Source organism: Lelliottia sp. EB106-05-01-XG201 (genome assembly GCF_058791735.1).
Genome location: NZ_JBYTDV010000001.1, coordinates 2,419,749 through 2,440,516, shown reverse-complemented (window position 1 = coordinate 2,440,516; position 20,768 = coordinate 2,419,749). Strand labels below are relative to the sequence as shown.

The 20,768-nt window shown below is 56.0% G+C and carries 16 protein-coding genes; 10 read left to right on the top strand and 6 right to left on the bottom strand.

The genetic code is table 11. The annotated features are described in order from the left end of the window. Together AC3WS9_RS11430 and AC3WS9_RS11425 are read left to right on the top strand one after the other, a co-directional pair. Window positions 1-1,119, top strand: coding sequence for an S-(hydroxymethyl)glutathione dehydrogenase/class III alcohol dehydrogenase (locus AC3WS9_RS11430; RefSeq protein ID WP_282493132.1), 1,119 nt, complete (start codon window positions 1-3; stop codon window positions 1,117-1,119). 160 nt (window positions 1,120-1,279) lie between these two features. Next, complete coding sequence (locus AC3WS9_RS11425) at window positions 1,280-2,971, top strand: methyl-accepting chemotaxis protein (protein ID WP_492488415.1); 1,692 nt, start codon at window positions 1,280-1,282, stop codon at window positions 2,969-2,971. Window positions 2,972-3,094: 123 nt separating this feature from the next. On the opposite strand, the gene AC3WS9_RS11420 is transcribed toward AC3WS9_RS11425, so the two are convergent. Next, on the bottom strand, window positions 3,095-5,479 hold the full coding sequence (locus tag AC3WS9_RS11420) for a membrane-bound PQQ-dependent dehydrogenase, glucose/quinate/shikimate family (protein ID WP_492488413.1): 2,385 nt from the start codon (window positions 5,477-5,479) through the stop codon (window positions 3,095-3,097). A 287-nt stretch (window positions 5,480-5,766) separates the two neighbouring features. Then, window positions 5,767-6,690 (bottom strand): LysR substrate-binding domain-containing protein, encoded by a 924-nt coding sequence (locus AC3WS9_RS11415; protein ID WP_282493129.1) that lies wholly within the window; start codon window positions 6,688-6,690, stop codon window positions 5,767-5,769. Between the two features lie 277 nt (window positions 6,691-6,967). Between AC3WS9_RS11415 and hglS the strand changes: the two genes are divergently transcribed. Together hglS and AC3WS9_RS11405 are read left to right on the top strand one after the other, a co-directional pair. Further along, the gene (gene hglS / locus AC3WS9_RS11410; RefSeq protein WP_492488411.1) at window positions 6,968-8,311 is read left to right on the top strand and encodes a 2-oxoadipate dioxygenase/decarboxylase HglS; all 1,344 of its coding nucleotides are present in this window, start codon (window positions 6,968-6,970) and stop codon (window positions 8,309-8,311) included. Between the two features lie 42 nt (window positions 8,312-8,353). After that, entirely contained in the window at window positions 8,354-9,862 is a 1,509-nt protein-coding gene (locus AC3WS9_RS11405) for a carboxylesterase/lipase family protein (RefSeq protein WP_492488409.1), read from the top strand. Here AC3WS9_RS11405 and AC3WS9_RS11400 read toward each other — a convergent pair. After that, a complete protein-coding gene (locus AC3WS9_RS11400; protein WP_492488407.1) occupies window positions 9,825-10,691 on the bottom strand; it encodes a LysR substrate-binding domain-containing protein in 867 nt (288 codons plus the stop codon). The genes AC3WS9_RS11405 and AC3WS9_RS11400 overlap by 38 nt on opposite strands. Before the next feature lie 113 nt (window positions 10,692-10,804). Next, window positions 10,805-11,947: a porin OmpC gene (gene ompC, locus AC3WS9_RS11395; RefSeq protein ID WP_492488405.1), complete on the bottom strand. Its 1,143-nt coding sequence runs from the start codon at window positions 11,945-11,947 to the stop codon at window positions 10,805-10,807. 439 nt (window positions 11,948-12,386) lie between these two features. Between ompC and AC3WS9_RS11390 the strand changes: the two genes are divergently transcribed. The 4 genes from AC3WS9_RS11390 to rimL all read left to right on the top strand — a co-directional run bounded on the left by AC3WS9_RS11390 (window position 12,387) and on the right by rimL (window position 16,840). Then, window positions 12,387-13,556, top strand: a complete 1,170-nt coding sequence (locus tag AC3WS9_RS11390) for a pyridoxal phosphate-dependent aminotransferase (protein ID WP_285154981.1) — start codon at window positions 12,387-12,389, stop codon at window positions 13,554-13,556. Between the two features lie 11 nt (window positions 13,557-13,567). Next, the gene (locus AC3WS9_RS11385) at window positions 13,568-14,341 is read left to right on the top strand and encodes an ABC transporter substrate-binding protein (protein ID WP_285154947.1); all 774 of its coding nucleotides are present in this window, start codon (window positions 13,568-13,570) and stop codon (window positions 14,339-14,341) included. A gap of 247 nt (window positions 14,342-14,588) precedes the next feature. Further along, window positions 14,589-16,244 (top strand): glucan biosynthesis protein D, encoded by a 1,656-nt coding sequence (locus AC3WS9_RS11380; protein ID WP_492488403.1) that lies wholly within the window; start codon window positions 14,589-14,591, stop codon window positions 16,242-16,244. Between the two features lie 47 nt (window positions 16,245-16,291). After that, the gene (rimL, locus tag AC3WS9_RS11375) at window positions 16,292-16,840 is read left to right on the top strand and encodes a 50S ribosomal protein L7/L12-serine acetyltransferase (protein WP_492488401.1); all 549 of its coding nucleotides are present in this window, start codon (window positions 16,292-16,294) and stop codon (window positions 16,838-16,840) included. Here rimL and ydcK read toward each other — a convergent pair. Continuing rightward, window positions 16,835-17,815, bottom strand: coding sequence for a YdcK family protein (gene ydcK, locus AC3WS9_RS11370; RefSeq protein WP_492488399.1), 981 nt, complete (start codon window positions 17,813-17,815; stop codon window positions 16,835-16,837). The two genes, rimL and ydcK, sit on opposite strands and share 6 nt — an antisense overlap. A gap of 122 nt (window positions 17,816-17,937) precedes the next feature. Here ydcK and tehA point away from each other — a divergent pair, with 122 nt between their 5' ends. Both tehA and tehB read left to right on the top strand, forming a co-directional pair. Next, window positions 17,938-18,942, top strand: coding sequence for a dicarboxylate transporter/tellurite-resistance protein TehA (gene tehA, locus AC3WS9_RS11365; RefSeq protein ID WP_492488397.1), 1,005 nt, complete (start codon window positions 17,938-17,940; stop codon window positions 18,940-18,942). After that, a complete protein-coding gene (gene tehB, locus AC3WS9_RS11360; protein ID WP_492488395.1) occupies window positions 18,939-19,535 on the top strand; it encodes a tellurite resistance methyltransferase TehB in 597 nt (198 codons plus the stop codon). Before tehA ends, tehB begins: the two co-directional genes overlap by 4 nt. Here tehB and pepT read toward each other — a convergent pair. Next, window positions 19,532-20,761, bottom strand: coding sequence for a peptidase T (gene pepT, locus AC3WS9_RS11355; protein WP_492488393.1), 1,230 nt, complete (start codon window positions 20,759-20,761; stop codon window positions 19,532-19,534). The genes tehB and pepT overlap by 4 nt on opposite strands. Window positions 20,762-20,768 lie beyond the last annotated feature (7 nt).

The following is a 20,768-nucleotide window of genomic DNA, read 5'->3' as shown; positions in this document are numbered from 1 at the left end:
ATGAAATCACGTGCAGCTGTCGCATTTGGCCCCGGCCAGCCGTTGAAAATCGTCGAAATCGACGTCGCGCCGCCGAAGAAAGGCGAAGTGCTGATCAAAATTACCCATACCGGCGTGTGCCACACCGATGCATTTACCCTCTCCGGTGACGATCCTGAGGGCGTATTCCCGGCGGTACTTGGCCATGAAGGCGGTGGCGTCGTGGTGGAAGTGGGCGAGGGCGTCACCAGCCTCAAGCCGGGCGACCATGTTATCCCGCTGTATACCGCAGAATGTGGCGAGTGTAAGTTCTGTAAATCCGGCAAAACTAACCTCTGCCAGGCGGTTCGCGCCACGCAGGGTAAAGGCCTGATGCCGGACGGCACTACCCGTTTCTCTTACAACGGTGAGCCGATTTACCACTACATGGGCACCAGCACCTTCAGCGAATACACCGTCTGTGCGGAAATCTCGCTGGCGAAAGTGAACCCACAGGCACCGCTGGATAAAGTCTGTCTGCTGGGCTGCGGCGTGACCACCGGTATCGGTGCGGTGCACAACACGGCGAAAGTGAAAGAGGGCGACACCGTGGCGGTGTTTGGTCTGGGCGGGATCGGTCTGGCGGTGATCCAGGGCGCGGTGCAGGCTAAAGCAGGGCGTATTCTGGCTGTCGACACTAACCCGGAGAAATTCAAACTGGCCGGTGAAATGGGCGCGACCGATTTCATCAACCCGAAAGACTACGACAAACCGGTGCAGGACGTGATTGTTGAACTGACCGACGGCGGCGTGGACTTCAGCTTTGAATGTATCGGCAACGTGAATGTTATGCGTTCCGCGCTGGAATGCTGCCATAAAGGCTGGGGTGAGAGCATCATCATCGGCGTGGCCGGTGCGGGCCAGGAGATCAAAACCCGTCCGTTCCAGCTGGTGACCGGACGCGTCTGGCGCGGGTCTGCATTTGGCGGCGTAAAAGGGCGCACTCAGCTGCCGGGTATGGTAGAAGATGCGATGGTCGGGAAAATCAATCTCGACCCGTTCATCACCCACCGTCTGCCGCTGGAGCAGATCAACGAAGCCTTCGATCTGATGCACGAAGGGAAGTCGATCCGCACCGTCATACATTTCGGCAGCAACTAATTATTCTGCCAGCGTTTTTTGCCGCTGGCACTTCCTGCATATTCTTCTCTAAAGTGTGACCTGTCTGGCGATTTTAGCCGTAATCAAATTTCGTCGCGTGCCGATGACTCTTTTACAGGCGTGTGTTTCACGCATTTACCTATAAAGAGAGTCGACGGTCATGGACAACAACAAAACGATGCGCAGCCCGCAAACGCTGAGCTTCCTGCATCATATCCGGCTGGTTCCGCTGTTTTCCTCAATTCTCGGTGGCATCATTTTGTTATTCGCGCTGAGTTCGGGTCTGGCGGGGTATTTCCTGCTGCAGGCCGATACGGACCTGCAGGATGTCACGTCAGAAATTCAGGTGCGCACGGGGTTATCGAATAGCTCGAACCATTTGCGTACCGCCCGAATTAATATGATCCATGCCGGTGCGGCCAGCCGTATCGCCGAGATGGACGCGATGAAGCAAAACATCGCCGAAGCCGAAACCCGCATTAAGCAGTCGCAGGAGGGTTTTGCCGCCTATATGAAACGTCCTGTGCGTACCCCTGCTGACGAAGCGCTGGACGGTGAACTGAAAACCCGCTTTGACGCCTATATCACCGGCCTGCAACCGATGCTGAAATATGCCAAAAACGGCATGTTCGAAGCCATCATCAACCATGAGAATGAGTCCGCGCGTCCGCTGGATGATGCGTACAATGAAGTGCTGCTGAAGGCGATTAAGATCCGTACCGATCGCGCCAATGCCCTGACCACTCAGGCGCACAAGCGTACCCAGCTCGGCCTGATGTTTATGGTCGGGGCTTTTGCGCTGGCACTGCTGCTGACCGCCATGACCTTCGTGGTGCTGCGCCGCACGGTGATTCATCCGCTGCAACGCGCTGCCCGTCGCATCGAGCAGATTGCGAAGGGGGATTTGACCATGGCTGACGACCTGACCGGGCGCAGCGAAATCGGGCGTTTGACCCGCGATCTGCAAACCATGCAGCACTCGCTGGTGAACACCGTCGGCACCGTTCGTGAGGGCGCGGAACAGATTTATCGTGGTACCAGCGAGATTTCCGCGGGTAACACCGATCTCTCATCGCGCACCGAGCAGCAGGCGGCCGCCATTGAGCAGACCGCCGCCAGCATGGAAGAGCTGACCGCCACCGTGAAGCAAAACGCCGATAACGCCCATCACGCGAGCAAACTGGCGGAAGACGCCTCCGGCAAAGCCAGCCGCGGCGGCCAGATGGTCTCCGGCGTGGTGAAAACCATGAGCAATATCTCGACCAGCTCGAAGAAAATCTCTGAAATCACCGCGGTGATTAACAGCATTGCTTTCCAGACCAACATCCTGGCGCTGAACGCCGCCGTGGAAGCGGCGCGCGCGGGCGAACAGGGGCGCGGATTTGCGGTGGTCGCCAGCGAAGTGCGCACCCTGGCAAGCCGCAGTGCCAACGCGGCGAAAGAGATCGAAGGGCTGATTCATGAATCCGTCAGTCTTATCGACCAGGGTTCAGGCGAAGTGGTTGCCGCCGGTAACACCATGAATGAAATCGTCGAAGCGGTTAAGCGCGTGACGGACATCATGCTGGAGATCGCGGCGGCGTCCGACGAGCAGAGCCGGGGTATCGTCCAGGTGAGCCAGGCGATTTCTGAGATGGATAAAGTGACGCAGCAGAACGCCTCGCTGGTGGAGGAAGCCTCTGCGGCAGCGGCATCTCTGGAAGAACAGGGCGCGCGTCTGACAGAAGCTGTGGGTGCGTTTCGTCTGAATGGGGTAGCGGCAGGGCGCGGGAGTAAGAGTACGCCAGTTGCGCAGTCTACACCATTGCGTCAGGCGGTAGTGACGGGTGGGGATAACTGGGAAACGTTCTGAGTGGGTGAAAGTCGGGTGGCGGCTGCGCCTTACCCGACCTACAAAACCAAAACCCGTAGGCCCGTGCAAGCGTAGCGCCGCCGGGCAAAAAAGGGGCCAATCGGCCCCTTTTGCATTAGATCGTTACGCCTTATCTGGCAGGGCGTAGGCAATAATGTAATCGCCGCGATCCGGCGACTGGCGTGCGCCACCCGCGTTGATAATGATGTACTGTTTCCCGGTTTTCGGGGAGACGTAAGTCATCGGACCGGACTGGCTGCCCACTGGCAGACGGTCTTTCCAGATCTCTTTCCCGGTCGCAGTATCAAACGCGCGCAGGTAGAAATCCTGAGTGCCGGCGAAGAACAGCAGACCAGACTGAGTTGAAAGCGACGCACCCAGGGTTGGCATGCCGATGGGGATTGGCATGTGCATGCGAATGCCCAGCGGACCCGTGTCTTCAACGGTACCGACCGGAACCTGCCACACCAGTTTGCCACTTTTCAGATCCACGGCGGACATGGTGCCGAACGGTGGTTTCTGGCATGGAATGCCCAGCGGAGAGAGGAAGCGCTCGCGCATGGCGCCGAACGGTGTTCCGTCCATCGGCACGATACCCATCTCGATCCCGCTCGCGTTTTTAGCCACGTTAGCGCGCGGCACCATGTAGTTCGCCAGGCCCAGACGCATATCGTTGACGAACATCAGACCGTTGTTCGGATCAACCGACACGCTGCCCCAGTTCATCCCGCCGAGAGAGCCAGGGAACTGCAGAGAACGGTCGAGACCCGGTGGGGTGAAGACGCCCTGATGACGCATCTCTTTAAACTGGATACGGCACAGCAGCAGATCGACCGGCGTCGCGCCCCACATATCGGATTCGGTCAGCGTCTGGTTGCCAATCATCGGCATGCCAACGGAATACGGCTGCGTCGGGGAGTAACGTTCACCTTCAATGTTGCCCGCCGGGACAGGGCGCTCTTCCACTTTCGCCACCGGTTTACCGGTTTCGCGGTTGAGCATAAAGATCATGCCCTGTTTGCTGGTTTGCACCAGCACCGGCGTGGTGCCGCCTTTGCCGTCTGGCAGATCGTACAGCAGCGGCTGGGAAGGCAGGTCAAAGTCCCACAGATCGTGGTGGGTGGTCTGGAAATGCCAGCGCACCTGACCGGTGGTGGCATCGACGGCCACAATCGAGGAACTGTATTTATCGTCCAGCGCGGTACGTTCGCCTGCGTAGAAATCTGGCGTCGCGTTGCCGGTCGGGAGATAGATCAGGTTCAATTTGGCGTCGTAAGACATCGCAGACCAGACGTTCGGCGTACCGCGCGTATAGGTCTGACCTTCCGGCGGCAGGCCGGTCAGTTCAGGGTTGCCTGGATCCCAGGCCCACGCCAGTTTACCGGTATGCACGTCATAGGCACGCACCACGCCCGGCGGTTCACCGGTGGAGAAGTTATCCGCCACGCGGCCACCAACAACGACGACATTCCCGGCCACCAGCGGCGTCGAGGTTTGCTGGTAGTAGCCTGGCTTGATTTCACCCATACCAACGCTGAGATCGACAATACCGCGATCGCCAAAGTCTTCGCAGACTTTACCGGTATCGGCGTTGATGGCGATCAGACGCGCATCGGTGGTCGGCAGGAACAGACGACGGGAACAGGCGGCAGGTTGAGACTCGGTTTGTGACGTTGTCACCACACTGTGATCTTCAAAGAAACCGAGCCCACGGCAGCGCTGCCAGTTGGGTGCGGTGGCTTTGGAATCGTAGCGCCATTTCTCTTTGCCGGAATCGACGTCCAGGGCTAGCACTTTGCTGTACGGCGTGCAGACAAACAGGGTGTCGCCGATCTGCAGCGGGGTGTTCTGGTCCTCGGCACCGGAACCGTTGCTCACCGGGATATCTCCCGTGTGCGCGGTCCAGGCCACTTTCAACTCGCCGATATTCTGCTTGTTGATTTGGTCAAGCGCAGCAAAACGGTCGCCGTGGGTCGTGTTGCCCCAGTGCTCCCAGTTTTTCTGCTCTTCGCCTGGCGCGACGGGTTTCACCGGCACCGCTTCGTTAGCGGCCACCAGGGTTTGCGGCTTAAACATCCAGCCGAAACTCACCAGCATGGCGACGGCCAGCAGCGCGGCCAGGGCAAACGCCGGTTTGGTGTTAGCCGGTTGACGGCTGTTTACCGCGCGCAGGAACGGCCAGACGATGGCACACAGGAAGGCCAGCACGGCGAGAGTAAACAGGCGCGAGAAGAGCGGCCAGAAATCCCAGCCGGCATCGCTAACCGCCCAGAACAGGGAGGCGACAAACGCGATAGCATAAAGGACGATACCGCTGGTGCGATTCGTCAGGATTAAAAAGGCGGAGACCAACATCACCACGCCCATGATCAGGAAGTACCAGGTGCCGCCTAGGGTGGCGAGCTTCAGGCCCAGTCCGCCGATCGCCAGTCCGATGAGTGCCATCAGGACGACCAGGAGCCACTGCAGAAGTCTTGGGACCCCGCGTGGCGCGCTGCCAAATGCCATGTCTATCTCCTTAAAGACCTCGTATTCACTCCACAGCAAGGATGTTTTGCCTGTACCAAATGGGTAATTGAATACGGATTTAATGATGATTTATACGATGAATACCGTTTATACGGCTTTTAAACCCACTGAGTGAAAGAGGGTGTGAACCATTTGGTGAATTCGCGGCTATGATAAATCTGTTAAATTGTTTAGCGCAATTGTTAATAAATAATTTCGCATTATTTGATTAAACAGACGAAAAACCCGTCAGGGCGACGGGTTTGAGGGAAGACGCAGAAAAGATCTTAGCCTGGCATCGACTTGCGGATCGCGCTCAGGAGCGACTGCGCGCCGGAAGAGAGCGGCGTATCGACGCGAGTCAAAATGCCGATAGGCTCACCGGCCCCAGGAGAGGCAATCGGCAGAGAGGTGAGCGAACCCTGGCGCAGATCTTCTTTTACCGCGCCGGACGGCACAAACCAGACGTAGTCATAATCCACCGTCAGCTGACGCGACAGCGACGCCGAAAGGGTTTCGATGCACCCGGACGGCAGCTTGCAGCCCTGCATTTGCAGCATCACTTCGGCGTTATGGCGCGGGGCGGTGCCTTTCGGCGATACCACCACTGGCCACTCCATCACCCGGCTCAGGGTCACCGTATCGTGAAGCAGCGGATGATTCGGGCGAACCACCAGTTTCAGTGATTCCAGGAACAAGAGTTCATAATTCAGGCCACCCATCAGCTCAGGATCGGACATGCGCCCGATCCCCAGATCCAGCTCGCCCGACTTTAATCCCGCCAGCAGCATGGTGTTGCTCATGGTCGCCACCTGCAGGGTGGTGTTTTTTTGCTGCTTATGAAACTGCCCAATAGCCGCAGGCAAAATGCCGAGCGCTGCCGTGGGTAGCGCGCCCACGCGCACCACGTCGCCGGGATGATCGTCTTTACGATTCAGCGCCTGACCGGCGGTATTCAGGGCATCCAGAACTTTGACGGCATGAGTCAGAAACTGCTCGCCGACTAAGGTCAGCTGCGCGCCAAGACGCCCGCGATCGAAAAGACGAGTTCCGGTCAGTTGTTCCAGTTCGTTCAGCGTTTTTGAAAGGGCCGGCTGGCTAAGATTAAGAGTTTCAGCCGCACGCCCCAGCGTTCCCTGTTGAGCGACGGCCACAAAAGTGTGCAGATGGCGCAAGCGTATGCGCTGACTAAACAAACCATTTTTTTCCATGATGCGATGTTATGAAGATAGCCATGGGAGTGACAAGGACAGATGTTTAATTTTGATAACCTGATAGCAAAATATTATTAACATTTGATCTATTTGAGTTACAAGAAAATTTTCACAGGCGGACGATGCATTCCGCTTATGACGTTTCGTGATAATCAGTGACAAAAAGCGCAGGGAATAACCACTTGCCTGTCAGGATCACAAATCGCAAATTCTTCCCCCCAACGAGGACGGCCTTCTCTACACTCCAGGTAATATTCACTGGAGGCATGACATCATGGCGAACACCATCACGGCTGATGACATTCGGGAACACTTTTCGCAGGCTATGTCAGGGATGTACCAGCAGGAAGTTCCGCAGTACGGCACATTGCTGGAGCTGGTTGCGGATGTGAATCTGGCGGTACTGGAAAATAATCCGCACTTACATGAACAACTCGCCAACGCCGACGAGCTGGCGCGTTTGAATGTCGAGCGCCACGGGGCGATCCGCGTGGGCAGTGCGCAGGAACTCTCTACGCTGCGGCGGATGTTTGCCATTATGGGCATGTATCCCGTCAGCTATTACGATCTCTCCCAGGCAGGCGTCCCGGTCCATTCCACGGCGTTTCGCCCTATCGATGACGCCGCGCTGTCCCGCAATCCGTTCCGCGTTTTCACCTCGCTGCTGCGCATGGAGCTTATCGAAAACGTGGAGATGCGCAAACGCGCGGCGGAAATCCTCGCCCAGCGCAATATCTTCACGCCGCGCTGCCTGGAGCTGATCGCGCTGCATGAGTCGGAAGGGCACTTTACTGAAACCCAGGCGCGCGAGTTTGTTCGTGAAGCGCTGGAAACCTTCCGCTGGCATCGCCACGCCACTGTCGATCAGGAAACCTATCTGGCGCTGCACAATGAACATCGTCTGATCGCCGACGTGGTCTGCTTCCGCGGCTGCCATATCAACCATCTTACGCCGCGCACCTTAGATATCGACCGGGTGCAGGAGCTGATGCCGAAGTACGGCATTGAACCGAAGATTTTGATCGAAGGCCCGCCGCGTCGTGAGGTGCCGATTTTACTGCGTCAGACCAGTTTTAAAGCGCTGGAAGAGCCGGTGCTGTTTGCCGGAGAACATAAAGGCACGCACACGGCGCGCTTTGGCGAGATCGAGCAGCGCGGGGTGGCCTTAACGCCGAAGGGCCGAGAACTTTATGATCGGCTGCTTACCGAAGCGGGCACCGGCAGGGACAATCTGACCCATCAGCTGCATCTGCGCGAAGTGTTCCAGACCTTCCCGGACAGCGAAATGTTCCTCCGCCGTCAGGAGCTGGCCTATTTCCGCTACCGTCTGACGCCTGCGGGCGAGGCGCATCGGCAGGCATTTCGTCCGGGCGACGATCCGCAGCCGCTGATTGAGCGCGGCTGGGTCGTGGCGCAGCCCATTACCTATGAAGATTTTCTGCCGGTGAGCGCGGCGGGGATTTTCCAGTCGAATCTGGGGAATGAAACCCAGGCGCGGAGCCACGGGAATTCCAGCCGGGAAGCATTTGAAACCGCGCTCGGTTGCCCGGTGTACGACGAGTTTGAGCTCTATCAGCAGGCGGAAGACCGCAGTAAACGGCGTTGCGGTTTGCTCTGAAATCGCTACTCTGCTGGGGTGTGATGGAAAAAGAAGGTGATTATGGAACATTCCACTCCCCCGGTGGTGACGACGCGTCAGGGTGCGCTCTGCGGTTTTACGGATGAAGATATTCATGTCTGGTGCGGTATTCCCTATGCCGCACCGCCCGTCGGCGCACTGCGCTGGCGATCGCCACAACCTCCTGAATCCTGGGACGGTATTCGTCTGGCCGATACGATATCGGCATCCAGCTGGCAAAACAGCGACTACTGCCGGGAACTGGGCGGGGGCGACCCTGGGCGGTTCTCGGAGGATTGTCTCTATCTCAACGTCTGGTCTCCCGCAAAACGCAATGCGCCGCTGCCGGTGATGGTCTGGCTACACGGCGGCGGATTTACAATCGGGGCGGGCGGATTGCCACCATACAACGGCAAGGCGCTGGCGCAACGGGACGTAGTCGTCGTGACGATCAACTATCGGCTCGGCCATCTCGGTTTCTTTGCCCATCCGGCGCTCGCCGGTGAAGAAGCGTCGGTTGTGCATAATTTTGCGCTGTACGATCAAATTGCAGCTCTCAACTGGGTGCGCGACAACATTGCCGCGTTTGGCGGCGATCCGGATAACGTGACCCTGTTCGGTGAGTCTGCCGGGGCGCGCAGCGTGCTGTCATTGCTTGCCTCTCCGCTGGCAAAAGGGCTGTTTCATAAGGCGATTGTCCAGAGCGGCTACACGCTGCCCGATACTCCGCGCGAGCAGGCGTTGCAAAAAGGTGAGGCGCTGGCGGCGCATTTTGGTATTCAGAATGCCACGGCAGAACAGCTGCGGGCGATCCCGGCCGATGCCCTCTGGTCCCTGGCGGCGCCTCTGAATATCGCGCCGACGCCGATTGTTGGCGACAGCGTGTTGCCGGAGCCGATGCTGGATGTGTTCTTTGCCGCCCGCCAGCACCCTGTGCCGCTGATGATTGGCTCAAACAGCGACGAAGCCAGCGTGATGGCGGTGTTTGGCATCGATCTCGCCGGGCAAATTCAGAAGCTGCGCCGCGAACGACGATTGGGTCTGGGGCTGATCAAGCTGCTTTATCCCGGCGTGAAGGGCGATGAAGAGCTGGGGCGGCAGGTGTGCCGCGATATGGCGTTCACCACCATGGGATTTGTGGTGATGCAGGCCCAGCAGCGCGTCGGCGAGCCTTGCTGGCGCTACTGGTTTGATTATGTCGCGGAAGCGGAACACGATACCTATCAGAACGGCGCGTGGCACGGGAATGAAGTGCCGTATGTTTTTGATACGCTCGGGAACATTGAGCCTTCACGCCAGTATGTGAACGAGCGCGATCTGGCGTTTGCCGCGCAGGTGGCGGATTACTGGGTCAACTTTGCCCGTCATGCGAGCCGAACCTGCGATGCGCTACAGGGCCCGACGCGCTGGCCTGCCTGTCGTAAAGGGCGGGACGTGTTGCTGCGTATCGGCTTGAATAAACATGCAGGTTTTCGGCTAGAAAACCGCTTTATGCGCGCCCGAATGAGCCTGTTTAAACGGGTGATGAAGCACCATGTGAGTCTTGATTGAGTAAACATGCGCGAAACGCGGCCAGTCCGGCGGCTTTCGCGCGTGATTCCCGTAACACCAGCCGATAGCTGGCGCCGGTTTTGACGCTGGTGTCAAAAGGGCGCGCGAGTCGTCCGGCGCGAATGTCCTCTTCGACCAGCGTTTCATCTGCAATCGCCACGCCCAGCCCCTGCATCGCGGCGGTGATCGCCAAATCCATAGTGTCGAAATGCTGATTTCTCTGCATCGTCAGGGCGAGTTCAGCCTGTCTGGAGAGCCATAGCGACCAGTCCGTTTTGTCCCGCGTAGGGTGAAGAAAGGTCAGGGTTTCCAGCGGGGCATTCAATCGTAGTGGGCTCATCACCGGCGTTAGCGCCTCCTCAAACAGCAGATCGCCCGCGTTTAGATGGGTGCCGAACACGATCGCCGCGTCGTAGGATTCGGTTTTGAAGTTCACCGTGTGATCGGTAGAGGTGGTGAGTGCAATTTGCAGCTCGGGCTGTTCGTTCTCGACCTGTAGCAGCCGCGGAACCAGCCAGCGCATGGCACAGGTCGGGACTTTCAGGCGCACGACCGTTTGCTGCGCGCGCGCCTGTTCGGCCACCGTTAACAGATGTTCGAATGCGGCCTGCAGGTCAGGCAGCAGGGCGCTTCCCTGTGAGGAAAGTCTCAATCCTCGTGCGTGCCGTTCAAAAAGCGGAAAGCCAAACCAGCTTTCCAGACTGGCAATTTTCCGGCTCACGGCCCCCTGAGTCAGGCACAGCTCTTTTGCCGCATGGGTGAGATTCAGATGACGGGCGGTGACCAGAAAGGCGTCTACAGCATTGTGTGGGAAGGTACGGCGCGACATAAACTCTCCAGGCATGCGTTTTTATCATGTCGTCCATCACACATGAGCTGGCGGAATCTGTCAATCGGCGAAAAAAAACCCGCCCCGCGGCGGGTTTTACATGATGCATAGAATTAGAACTGGTAAACCAGACCCAAGGCTACGATATCGTCAGTAGAGATGCCAGCTTTGTTATAGAAGTCATCATCTTCATCCAGCAGGTTGATTTTATAATCAACATAGGTGGACATGTTTTTGTTGAAGTAATAGGTTGCGCCAAGGTCAACATATTTAACCAGATCTTTATCTGCGTTAATGGTGCTTGTGTTGGTAGTGTAGGTTAAATCCTTACCTTTAGATTGCAGGTAAGAAATCGCTGGACGCAGACCGAAGTCGAACTGATATTGTGCAGTCACTTCGAAGTTCTGAGTTTTGTTAGCAATGCCGCCCTGCATATCATTGTCGCCGTAAATGGTCATATTACGGGTTTCAGAATACATGGTTGCCAGATAGATATTATTCGCGTCGTATTTCAGACCTGCGGTCCATGCGTCAGCTTTATCGCCGCCAGCATAACGACCGCCGCCAGAGTTAACCTGGTCGTTGGTACGGTCGGAAGAGGCATACGCTGCACCTGCGCTGAAGCCCATACCGAAATCATAGGTAGAGGAGATACCGAAACCGTCACCATTTTCATGACGAATATCGCGACCGTTGTTGGTGCCTTCGTTACCGTTACCGTCGCCTTCGTTGTTACCCTGATACTGCAGGGCGAAGTTCAGGCCATCAACCGCACCAAAGAAGTTAGTGTTACGGTAGGTTGCCACACCGTTTGCACGGCTAGTCATGTAAACGTCAGACTGTGCCCAGGTATCGCCACCGAATTCTGGCAGCATATCGGTCCAACCTTCTACGTCGTACAGGACGCCGTAGTTACGACCGTAGTCGAATGAGCCGTAGTCGCCGAATTTCAGACCCGCGAAGCCCAGACGGGTCCAGGACTGGTTTGACGAACCTTCAGTGTTGTTAGCCTGAACGTTGTATTCCCACTGGCCGAAACCGGTCAGTTGGTCGTTAATCTGAGTTTCGCCTTTGAAGCCAAGACGAACATAGCTCTGATCGCCATCTGCAGAAGTGTTGTCAGAGAAATAGTGCAGACCATCGACTTTACCGTACAGATCCAGTTTGTTGCCGTCTTTGTTATAAATCTCAGCTGAGTGAGCTGCACCTGCTGCCAGAAGCGCAGGAATGACCAGTGCCAATACTTTTCTATTCATTTTTTCATTCCTTAGAAAGGTTTTTATTATGATTTGAGATGAACTTTTGCCCATAACAAGAATCGGAGGAATCGTAATATTGTTTCGAATGCGGCGGCAATTAATATGAATCGGTAAAATGTTAATATTTGCGTCAAAAGTAACGCATTGAAACCTTGATTATATTGAGTGATATATTTCGTTTATTTATTCATGGTGTTTATTTGTTTTTAATTAACAATGGTGAATATTTGTTCTTGTTTTTATATTTCCAGAGGACGTCATTTGATATTTGTGATCGCTGATTGAGTTTTTAAGCAAAAAGTCAAAGTGTCTCTTTTGCCCTCAAAAACGTTCAAGTTATGCATTTTCGTCATGGCTACTATGACAACAATTCGGTTGTCCCCGCGGTGTCGTTCTTGTTGAATAGTTATGCACTATCCACGCAAAAGGATTGATGATGACTCTGCATACGCCCGTGCAAACCCGTTCAAAACTGCCTGACGTTGGCACAACGATTTTTACCGTGATTGGCCAACTCTCCGCTCAACATAACGCCATCAATCTTTCTCAGGGTGCGCCCAACTTTTCCTGCGATCCTAAACTTATCGCGGGCGTCACGCGGGCGATGGAAGCGGGGCATAACCAGTATGCCGCGATGACAGGTCTACAGCCGCTAAAAGAGCGCATCGTCGATAAAATTGCCACGCTGTATGGCACCCGCTATGACGCAAGCAGCGAAGTGCTGATCACCGCCAGCGCCAGCGAAGGGCTCTATTCAGCCATCAGCGGGCTGGTGCATCCCGGTGATGAAGTTATCTATTTTGAACCCTCTTTCGACAGCTACGCGCCGATTGTCCGCTTGCAGGGCGCAAAGCCTGTGGCGATTAAACTCACAGTGCCAGATTTTGCCGTCGACTGGGACGAAGTTCGCGCTGCGGTCACTCCCCGCACCCGCATGATCATCATTAACACGCCGCACAACCCGAGCGGACAGGTCTTTTCTGCACAAGACCTGGAACAGCTGGCGGCGATCACCCGCCAGACTGACATCATTATTTTGTCTGATGAAGTGTACGAACACGTGGTGTTTGACGGACAGCCGCATCACGGCATGGCCACGCATCCGCAGCTGGCGGAGCGTAGCGTGATCATCTCATCATTTGGAAAAACCTATCATGTCACCGGCTGGCGCGTAGGGTATTGTGTGGCTCCCGCTGAGCTGATGGACGAAATCTGCAAAGTGCATCAATTTCTGATGTTTTCTGCCGATACTCCAATGCAGTACGCCTTTGCGGAGCACATGGCCGATCCGCAAACCTGGCTGTCGCTGTCGGCGTTTTACCAGCGCAAGCGCGATCTGCTGCAAAATTTACTGGCGGAATCGCCGTTCCGTCTGCTGCCGAGCGCCGGGTCGTTCTTCCTGCTGGCTGATTACAGCCACTTCAGCGATGAGAGCGACAGCGAGATGGTCAAACGGCTGATCGTCGAATCCGGTGTGGCAACCATTCCGCTGTCGGCGTTTTATACGGACGGAACAGATAACAAATTGATCCGCCTCTCTTTTGCCAAAGACGAGGCAACATTACGGGCAGGTGCGCAGGCCCTGTGTCGGGTTAAACCACGCTAAGGAGTGTTGAGATGAAATTTAACGCATTAGTTGTCGGCATGGGATTGCTGTGTTCATTTTCTTCCTTTGCTGCGACCGAGCTGCGCTATGGCCTGGAAGCGGAGTATCCGCCGTTTGAAAGCCGCAATGCGTCGGGCGAACTGGAAGGTTTTGATATCGATCTGGGTAAGGCGATCTGTAAAGCTGCCGAGCTAAAATGCAGCTGGGTTGAGACCTCCTTTGACGCGTTGATCCCGGGCTTAATGGCGAAGAAATTTGACGCCATTAACTCGGCGATGAACATCACCGATCAGCGCCGTCAGAGCATTGACTTCACCCAGCCGATCTACCGTATTCCTTCCCAACTGGTGGGCAAAGAAGGAAGCGGCGTTGAAGCGACGCCGGAAGGGTTAAAAGGCAAAACGATTGGCGTGCTGCAGGGTTCGATTCAGGAAACCTATGCCAAAGAGCACTGGGAGAAGCACGGTGTCACCGTGGTGTCTTATAAAGATCAGAATATGGCCTGGGGTGACTTGCTGAATGGTCGTATCGACGCCTCGCTGGTGATGTCAGCGGCCGGGCAAGCAGGTTTCCTCAGTAAGCCGCAGGGGAAAGGGTTTGGTTTTATTGGCAAACCGGTGTCGGACGACACTATCCTCGGCAGCGGGATCGGTTTCGGGCTGCGTAAAGGTGATGAGGCCACCAAAAAACAGCTCGATGCGGCCATTGAGAAAGTCCGCGCTGACGGAACGATCGACCAGCTTGCGAAGAAATACTTCCCGGGTATCGATGTCAGCGTAAAATAATAATATCGCGCCTGATTTGCCCCTGATGCAGATGTCCTTCAGGGGCTTTTTATTTTTGATGCATACATAACTTTACCGTCAATTCAGCCCATTCCCCTCGACAGAAAATATTTCTCGCTTTGCTCAGATTATCGCCGCTCAACAATTGGATTCTTAACCGTTTTTGTTTAGGCTGTGCGTTCTTTCTTGCCGTCGTTTCGCTGCGTGCGAAACTCATTCACACGACCATAAGGACGTTTTCTCAGGCATGAATCGCAGACGTTTTTTAAAAGGCTCGCTGGCCATGGCTGCCCTGAGCGGTACCGCTGGACTCTCATCGCTCTTTTCCCGTGCAGCCTTTGCTGCCGAGTCGGACATTGCCGACGGTCAGAGCCGTCGTTTTGACTTCTCTGTCCTGCAATCCATGGCGCACGATCTGGCGCAAACTTCGTGGGGCGGCGCGCCGCGTCCGCTGCCCAATACGCTGGCGACCATGACGCCGCAGGCCTACAACGCCATCAAATACGACGAAAAACAGTCCCTGTGGAACAATATCGAAGACCGTCAGTTAGACGTCCAGTTCTTCCATATGGGGATGGGTTTCCGCCGCCGCGTGCGCATGTTCTCCCTCGATTCTGCGACGTCCCAGGCGCGTGAGATCCACTTCCGCCCTGAGTTGTTCAGCTACAACGATACGGATGTCGACACCAAACAGCTCCAGGGGCAGAGCGACTTAGGCTTTGCCGGTTTCCGCGCCTTCAAAGCGCCGGAACTGGCGCGTCGCGACATCGTCTCTTTCCTGGGCGCGAGCTATTTCCGCGCCGTGGATGATACTTATCAGTACGGCCTGTCTGCGCGCGGTCTGGCGGTGGATACCTTTACCGATACGCCGGAAGAGTTCCCGGATTTCACCTCGTTCTGGTTTGAAACGGTCAAACCCAACGACACCACCTTTACCGTCTATGCGCTGCTCGATAGCCCAAGCATCACCGGTGCCTATAAGTTCGTGATTCACTGCGAGAAGAGCCAGGTGATCATGGAGGTGGATAACCACCTGTATGCGCGCAAAGACATCAAGCAGCTCGGCATTTCGCCGATGACCAGCATGTTCAGCTGCGGCAATAACGAACGCCGCATGTGCGACACCATTCACCCGCAAATCCACGACTCCGATCGCCTGGCGATGTGGCGCGGTAACGGGGAGTGGATCTGCCGTCCGCTTAATAACCCGCAGAAACTGCAGTTCAACGCTTTCCAGGATAAAAACCCGAAAGGCTTTGGCCTGCTGCAGCTGGACCGCGATTTCTCCCACTATCAGGACATCATGGGCTGGTACAACAAACGTCCAAGCCTGTGGGTCGAGCCGCGCAATCAGTGGGGCAAGGGTAGCGTCGGCCTGATGGAGATCCCAACCACCGGCGAAACCCTGGATAACGTGGTCTGCTTCTGGCAACCGGAAAAACCGGTCAAAGCGGGCGACGAGCTGGACTTCAAATATCGTCTTTACTGGAGCGCGCAGCCGCCGGTTCGCTCGCCGCTGGCGAACGTCTTTGCGACTCGCACCGGCATGGGCGGTTTCCCGGAAGGCTGGGCACCGGGCGAAAACTACCCGAAAGTGTGGGCGCGTCGTTTTGCCATCGACTTCGTGGGGGGCGATCTGAAAGCCGCTGCGCCGAAGGGCATCGAGCCGGTCATAACGCTCTCGAACGGCGAAGCGAAACAGGTTGAGATCCTCTACGTCGAACCCTTCGACGGCTACCGCATTCTGTTTGACTGGTATCCAACGGACGACTCCACCGATCCGGTTGAAATGCGCATGTTCCTGCGCTGCCAGGGGGATGCGATCAGTGAAACCTGGCTGTATCAGTATTTCCCGCCTGCACCGGATAAACGCAACTACGTTGACGACCGCGTGATGCGCTAACGCTCAAATCCCTCTCCCTTCGTGGGAGGGGGAAAATATGAGGACTCATGACCGCGACCTCCGTTGAAATCATTCCCGTTACCGACCGCATCGAACTCCGGTCCGTCGACGAGCACTACACCAGCGAACTTCACGCCCTGGTGATAAAAAATAAAACCTGGCTGCAGACCGCCTTTGACTGGGCGCAGTACGTCGGTACGCAGGACGATACGCGTAAAAACGTGCTCAGCAATCAGATGCTGCACCAGCGCGGATACGCGAAAATGTTCCTGATATTTCAGGATGAGACGCTGAAAGGCGTGCTGTCATTTAATTCCATCGAGCCGACAAACAAAACCGGCTATATCGGCTACTGGCTGGATAAAGGCAGTCAGCGGCAGGGTATTCTGTCGCTTTCGTTACAGGCGTTTATGGGCTACTACGCAGAGCGCGGGGAAATTCGTCGCTTCGTCATTAAGTGCCGCGTGGCGAACACGCAGAGTAACCGCGTGGCCGTGCGGAACGGTTTTACGCTGGAAGGGTGCCTGAAAGAGGCCGAGTTTTTGAACGGTGAATTTCAGGATGTGAACACCTACGCGAAAATCATCCGCCTATAGCGCCCCGAGCAGCGGCGTGCGGGTGATGCGCTGCTGTCCGTTTATCACTTTCTCCCCGCGAAGATGAATATTGTCCCCGCCGAAGGCTTCAATCACCGCATCGTCGGTGATTTCAATTCGATGCTCGATCAGCACATCGCCGCTAATTCTGGCGCGCCCCTGAATCACCACTTTGTCGTCAATCATGATCGGCCCGCCGCGCAGCCACGCCTGGCCGCCAATCAGCACGTGATGCTTGATAATCACATTCCCCTCAACGACGGCGTTTTCGGCCACCTGCGAACTGTAGCGCAGGGTGGGAATGGCATCATCCTCAAGGCCTGCGACCAGTCGGGCGTTACCGTAGACTTTGGCGCAGTCGCAGATCCAGACGTTGTTCACCTCATTGCCTTCGATAAGAGCGTTCTCAAACACCTCAGCGCGGTGCTCGATGAAGGCGAAATTGACCTTCGCATCGCCGTAAATTTGCACCTGATGGACAATGCGGGACTGGCTGACGGTGGCGTTATCGTAGATTTTGAGCACCTGTTCGCGGTCGGGCGTCATGCCAGTCGCTGCTATCACCGTGCTCTCATGCAGAATACGCGCGTTGCCGTAAAGGTGGCAGATGCCGCGCACCACGGATGACTGAACGGTGACGTTGTCACTTATCTGTGCGCCGTGGCTCACCTGAGAACCGTCCACCCAGCTGTTATCGCGGATGTTTGCCGCATGGCTGATCACGCAGGGCTGGGTAATGCGCGCGTTATCGCAAATTTGTGCCTGGCCGAAGACGACGCTGTTCTCATCGTATACCCAGCAATTTCCGTCATGCGACAGGGCGCTTTCATCCTCCAGCCAGCCGCCTTTGGTCCCGGCGGTGACATCGCTGAAATCACGTTCGGCGATGATCTGGCGCAGGGTGACGCTGGCTTTTCCCTCTGTGTTCTGAAAGTGATAAAGGCGGGTCTCGTCGCTGAGTCGGTATTTTTTCATGAGGGTCTCTCTGCTCATCGTTTTCATTAAACGTAGCAAACTTTACGCCTTCTGAAGTACTGGCAACCGAGTCTGAAACCCCTTAAACTAGCATTTCAAATATAATTTATACTTTAAAATTAATGCATAAAAGACACAAATCCGAACAAGTTCTTAACTTACCCTTCGGCTATTTCGGCATGGTATTAGGGACTATTGGCATGGGTTTCGCCTGGCGTTACGCCAGCACCCTCTGGCCGGTTTCCCGCTGGCCGGGTGAGATTCTGGTGTCGCTAGCCACTCTGATTTGGTTTTTGCTGACCCTGGCTTTCATCACCCGCGCCGTGCGTTTCCCGCAGAGCGTACTGGCGGAGATGCGCCACCCGGTGATGAGCAGTTTTGTCAGCCTGTTTCCGGCCACCACGATGCTGGTGGCGATTGGTTTTGTCCCCTGGTTTCGTCCCGTTTCGCTGGTGCTGTTTGGCATTGGCGTAGTATTGCAGCTGAGTTATGCCGCCTGGCAAAGCGCCGGATTGTGGCGGGGAAAACACCCTGAAGAGGCCACCACGCCGGGTCTGTATCTCCCGACGGTCGCCAATAACTTTATCAGCGCGATGGCCTGCGGCGCGCTCGGGTTCCACGATGCGGGGCTGGTGTTTTTAGGCGCTGGGGTTTTCTCGTGGCTGAGCCTCGAACCGGTGATTTTGCAACGCTTGCGCAGCGCTGGTGAACTGCCGACGGCACTCAGAACGTCGCTCGGCATTCAGCTGGCGCCCGCGCTGGTGGCCTGCAGCGCCTGGTTTAGCGTCAACGGCGGCGAGGCGGATACCTTCGCCAAAATGCTGTTTGGCTACGGCCTGTTGCAGCTGCTGTTTATGCTGCGCCTGATGCCCTGGTATCTCTCCCAGCCGTTTAACGCCTCTTTCTGGAGCTTCTCGTTCGGCGTCTCCGCGCTCGCGACCACCGGGCTGCATCTTGGGCAGAGCAGTCCGTCGGGCTTTTTTCACGCGATCGCGGTGCCGCTGTTTATTTTTACTAACGCCATCATTGCGCTCCTGCTGGTGCGCACCTTCATTTTACTGGTGCAGGGAAAGCTTTTAGTTCGTTCAGATAAAGCCACGCTTATGCACGCTGAGGAAAAGAAATGACTCACTTTGATGAAAACTACTTCACCGAAAAATATGGTCTGACCCGCACCCACTCGGAGGTGCTCTACAGCGCCGGGATCGTCAAACCGGGTAAAACCCTGGATCTGGGCTGCGGCAATGGCCGCAACAGCCTGTATCTGGCGGCTAATGGCTACGACGTCACCGCCTGGGATAAAAACCCGATGGGCATCGATAACATCGAGCGCATCAAGGCGGAAGAAGGGATTCACAATCTGCAGGCGTCGGTTCAGGATCTGAACAGCCTGAGCTTCGACGGTGAATATGACTTTATTCTCTCGACCGTGGTGATGATGTTCCTGGAAGCCAAAACCATTCCGGGACTGATTGCCAACATGCAGCGCTGCACCGTCCCTGGCGGTTACAACCTGATTGTGGCGGCGATGGATACGGAAGATTACCCGTGCACCGTCGGGTTCCCGTTCGCGTTCAAAAGCGGCGAACTGTGCCGCTATTACCAAGGCTGGGAGCTGCTGAAATATAACGAAGACGTCGGCGAGTTACACCGCACCGACGCCAACGGGAACCGCATCAAACTGCGTTTCGCCACTATAATGGCGCGCAAACCGGCCTAACGGGCGGCCAGCAGGCAGAGTTGCAGGGCCGTTTTGTAGGACGCCTCGAACGATGACAGCGGCAGGAACTCAAATTTTGAGTGGAAGTTATGCGCGCCGGTGAAGAAGTTCGGGGTCAACAGGCCTTTCGCCGACAGAGCTGCGCCGTCGGTACCACCACGCATTGGCGTCGGTTTTGGCGTGATGCCGAGGGATTCCATCGCCTCAAACATCAGGTCGATGGCGCGGCGATCTTCGCCAATCGCATTGCTGATATTGCTGTAGGTGTCTTCGATGTGATGTTCGACGCGGGCGGTGGGGTGCTGCTCCGCAATTTTGCGCGCGACGTCGGCGATCTGCTGTTTGCGCGCGGCGAAACTGGCGGTGTCGAAATCACGGATATTGGCTTTGAGCACAGCTTCGTTTTGTCCGGCCTGAATACCGTTGAACCAGACATATCCCTCGCGCCCCTCGGTGCATTCCGGGGTCTCCTGACGGTCGAAATGGCTGATGAAATCCATCGCCATCAGCAGCGGATTGACCAGCACGCCTTTCGCCGACATCGGGTGGGCGGTCACGCCGGTGAAGCGGATTTCCGCTGCCGCGGCGTTAAAGTTCTCGTACACGATCTCGCCAATTTCGCAGCAGTCGATGGTCCAGGCGAAATCGACGTCGAAGCGTTTCAGGTCCAGCGCTTTCGCGCCGCATAGACCAATCTCTTCATCCGGCACAAAGGCGACCACGATATCCCCGTGCTGATGCTCCGCCGTCAGGTTTTCCAGCACCGTCATCACCACCGTCACGGCGGCTTTATTATCTGCGCCTAATACGCTGGTCCCGTCGCTGAAAATAATCTCTTCATTCGGGTAAGCCAGTATTTCCGGATGCTCTTTTACGCGTAACCAGATCTGTTTCTCTTTATTCAGACAGAGGTCTTCTCCTGCAAATCTTAATATTTGTGGATGAATATCCGGTGATAATCCGACGTCTACCGTATCGATATGGGTAATAAATCCGATGCGCGGCGCGCCGCTGACCGTGCCTTTTTTGACGGCGGTAACGGTGGCGAATTCGTCGATCACGATGTCGCTCAACCCCAGTGATTCCAGCTCCTTAGCCAGTTCGCGGGCCATCTCGTGCTGGCCCGGTGTGGAAGGGAGCGTTTTGCTTTTCGGATCGCTCTGGCTGGTGATGGCCAGGTAGCGATAAAAGCGTTGGGTTAATTGACTGGAGAGTGATTTCGCCATAGTGATT

Bases quoted from the DNA above. Each gene is read 5' to 3' on its own strand.
- hglS (WP_492488411.1), top strand. From the start codon at position 6,968: ATGGCGAACACCATCACGGCTGATGACATTCGGGAACACTTTTCGCAG.
- ompC (WP_492488405.1), bottom strand. From the start codon at position 11,947: ATGAATAGAAAAGTATTGGCACTGGTCATTCCTGCGCTTCTGGCAGCA.
- tehB (WP_492488395.1), top strand. From the start codon at position 18,939: ATGACTCACTTTGATGAAAACTACTTCACCGAAAAATATGGTCTGACC.
- AC3WS9_RS11415 (WP_282493129.1), bottom strand. From the start codon at position 6,690: ATGGAAAAAAATGGTTTGTTTAGTCAGCGCATACGCTTGCGCCATCTG.
- AC3WS9_RS11405 (WP_492488409.1), top strand. From the start codon at position 8,354: ATGGAACATTCCACTCCCCCGGTGGTGACGACGCGTCAGGGTGCGCTC.
- tehA (WP_492488397.1), top strand. From the start codon at position 17,938: ATGCATAAAAGACACAAATCCGAACAAGTTCTTAACTTACCCTTCGGC.
- AC3WS9_RS11420 (WP_492488413.1), bottom strand. From the start codon at position 5,479: ATGGCATTTGGCAGCGCGCCACGCGGGGTCCCAAGACTTCTGCAGTGG.
- AC3WS9_RS11400 (WP_492488407.1), bottom strand. From the start codon at position 10,691: ATGTCGCGCCGTACCTTCCCACACAATGCTGTAGACGCCTTTCTGGTC.
- AC3WS9_RS11425 (WP_492488415.1), top strand. From the start codon at position 1,280: ATGGACAACAACAAAACGATGCGCAGCCCGCAAACGCTGAGCTTCCTG.
- pepT (WP_492488393.1), bottom strand. From the start codon at position 20,761: ATGGCGAAATCACTCTCCAGTCAATTAACCCAACGCTTTTATCGCTAC.
- AC3WS9_RS11380 (WP_492488403.1), top strand. From the start codon at position 14,589: ATGAATCGCAGACGTTTTTTAAAAGGCTCGCTGGCCATGGCTGCCCTG.
- AC3WS9_RS11390 (WP_285154981.1), top strand. From the start codon at position 12,387: ATGACTCTGCATACGCCCGTGCAAACCCGTTCAAAACTGCCTGACGTT.
- rimL (WP_492488401.1), top strand. From the start codon at position 16,292: ATGACCGCGACCTCCGTTGAAATCATTCCCGTTACCGACCGCATCGAA.
- AC3WS9_RS11385 (WP_285154947.1), top strand. From the start codon at position 13,568: ATGAAATTTAACGCATTAGTTGTCGGCATGGGATTGCTGTGTTCATTT.
- ydcK (WP_492488399.1), bottom strand. From the start codon at position 17,815: ATGAAAAAATACCGACTCAGCGACGAGACCCGCCTTTATCACTTTCAG.
- AC3WS9_RS11430 (WP_282493132.1), top strand. From the start codon at position 1: ATGAAATCACGTGCAGCTGTCGCATTTGGCCCCGGCCAGCCGTTGAAA.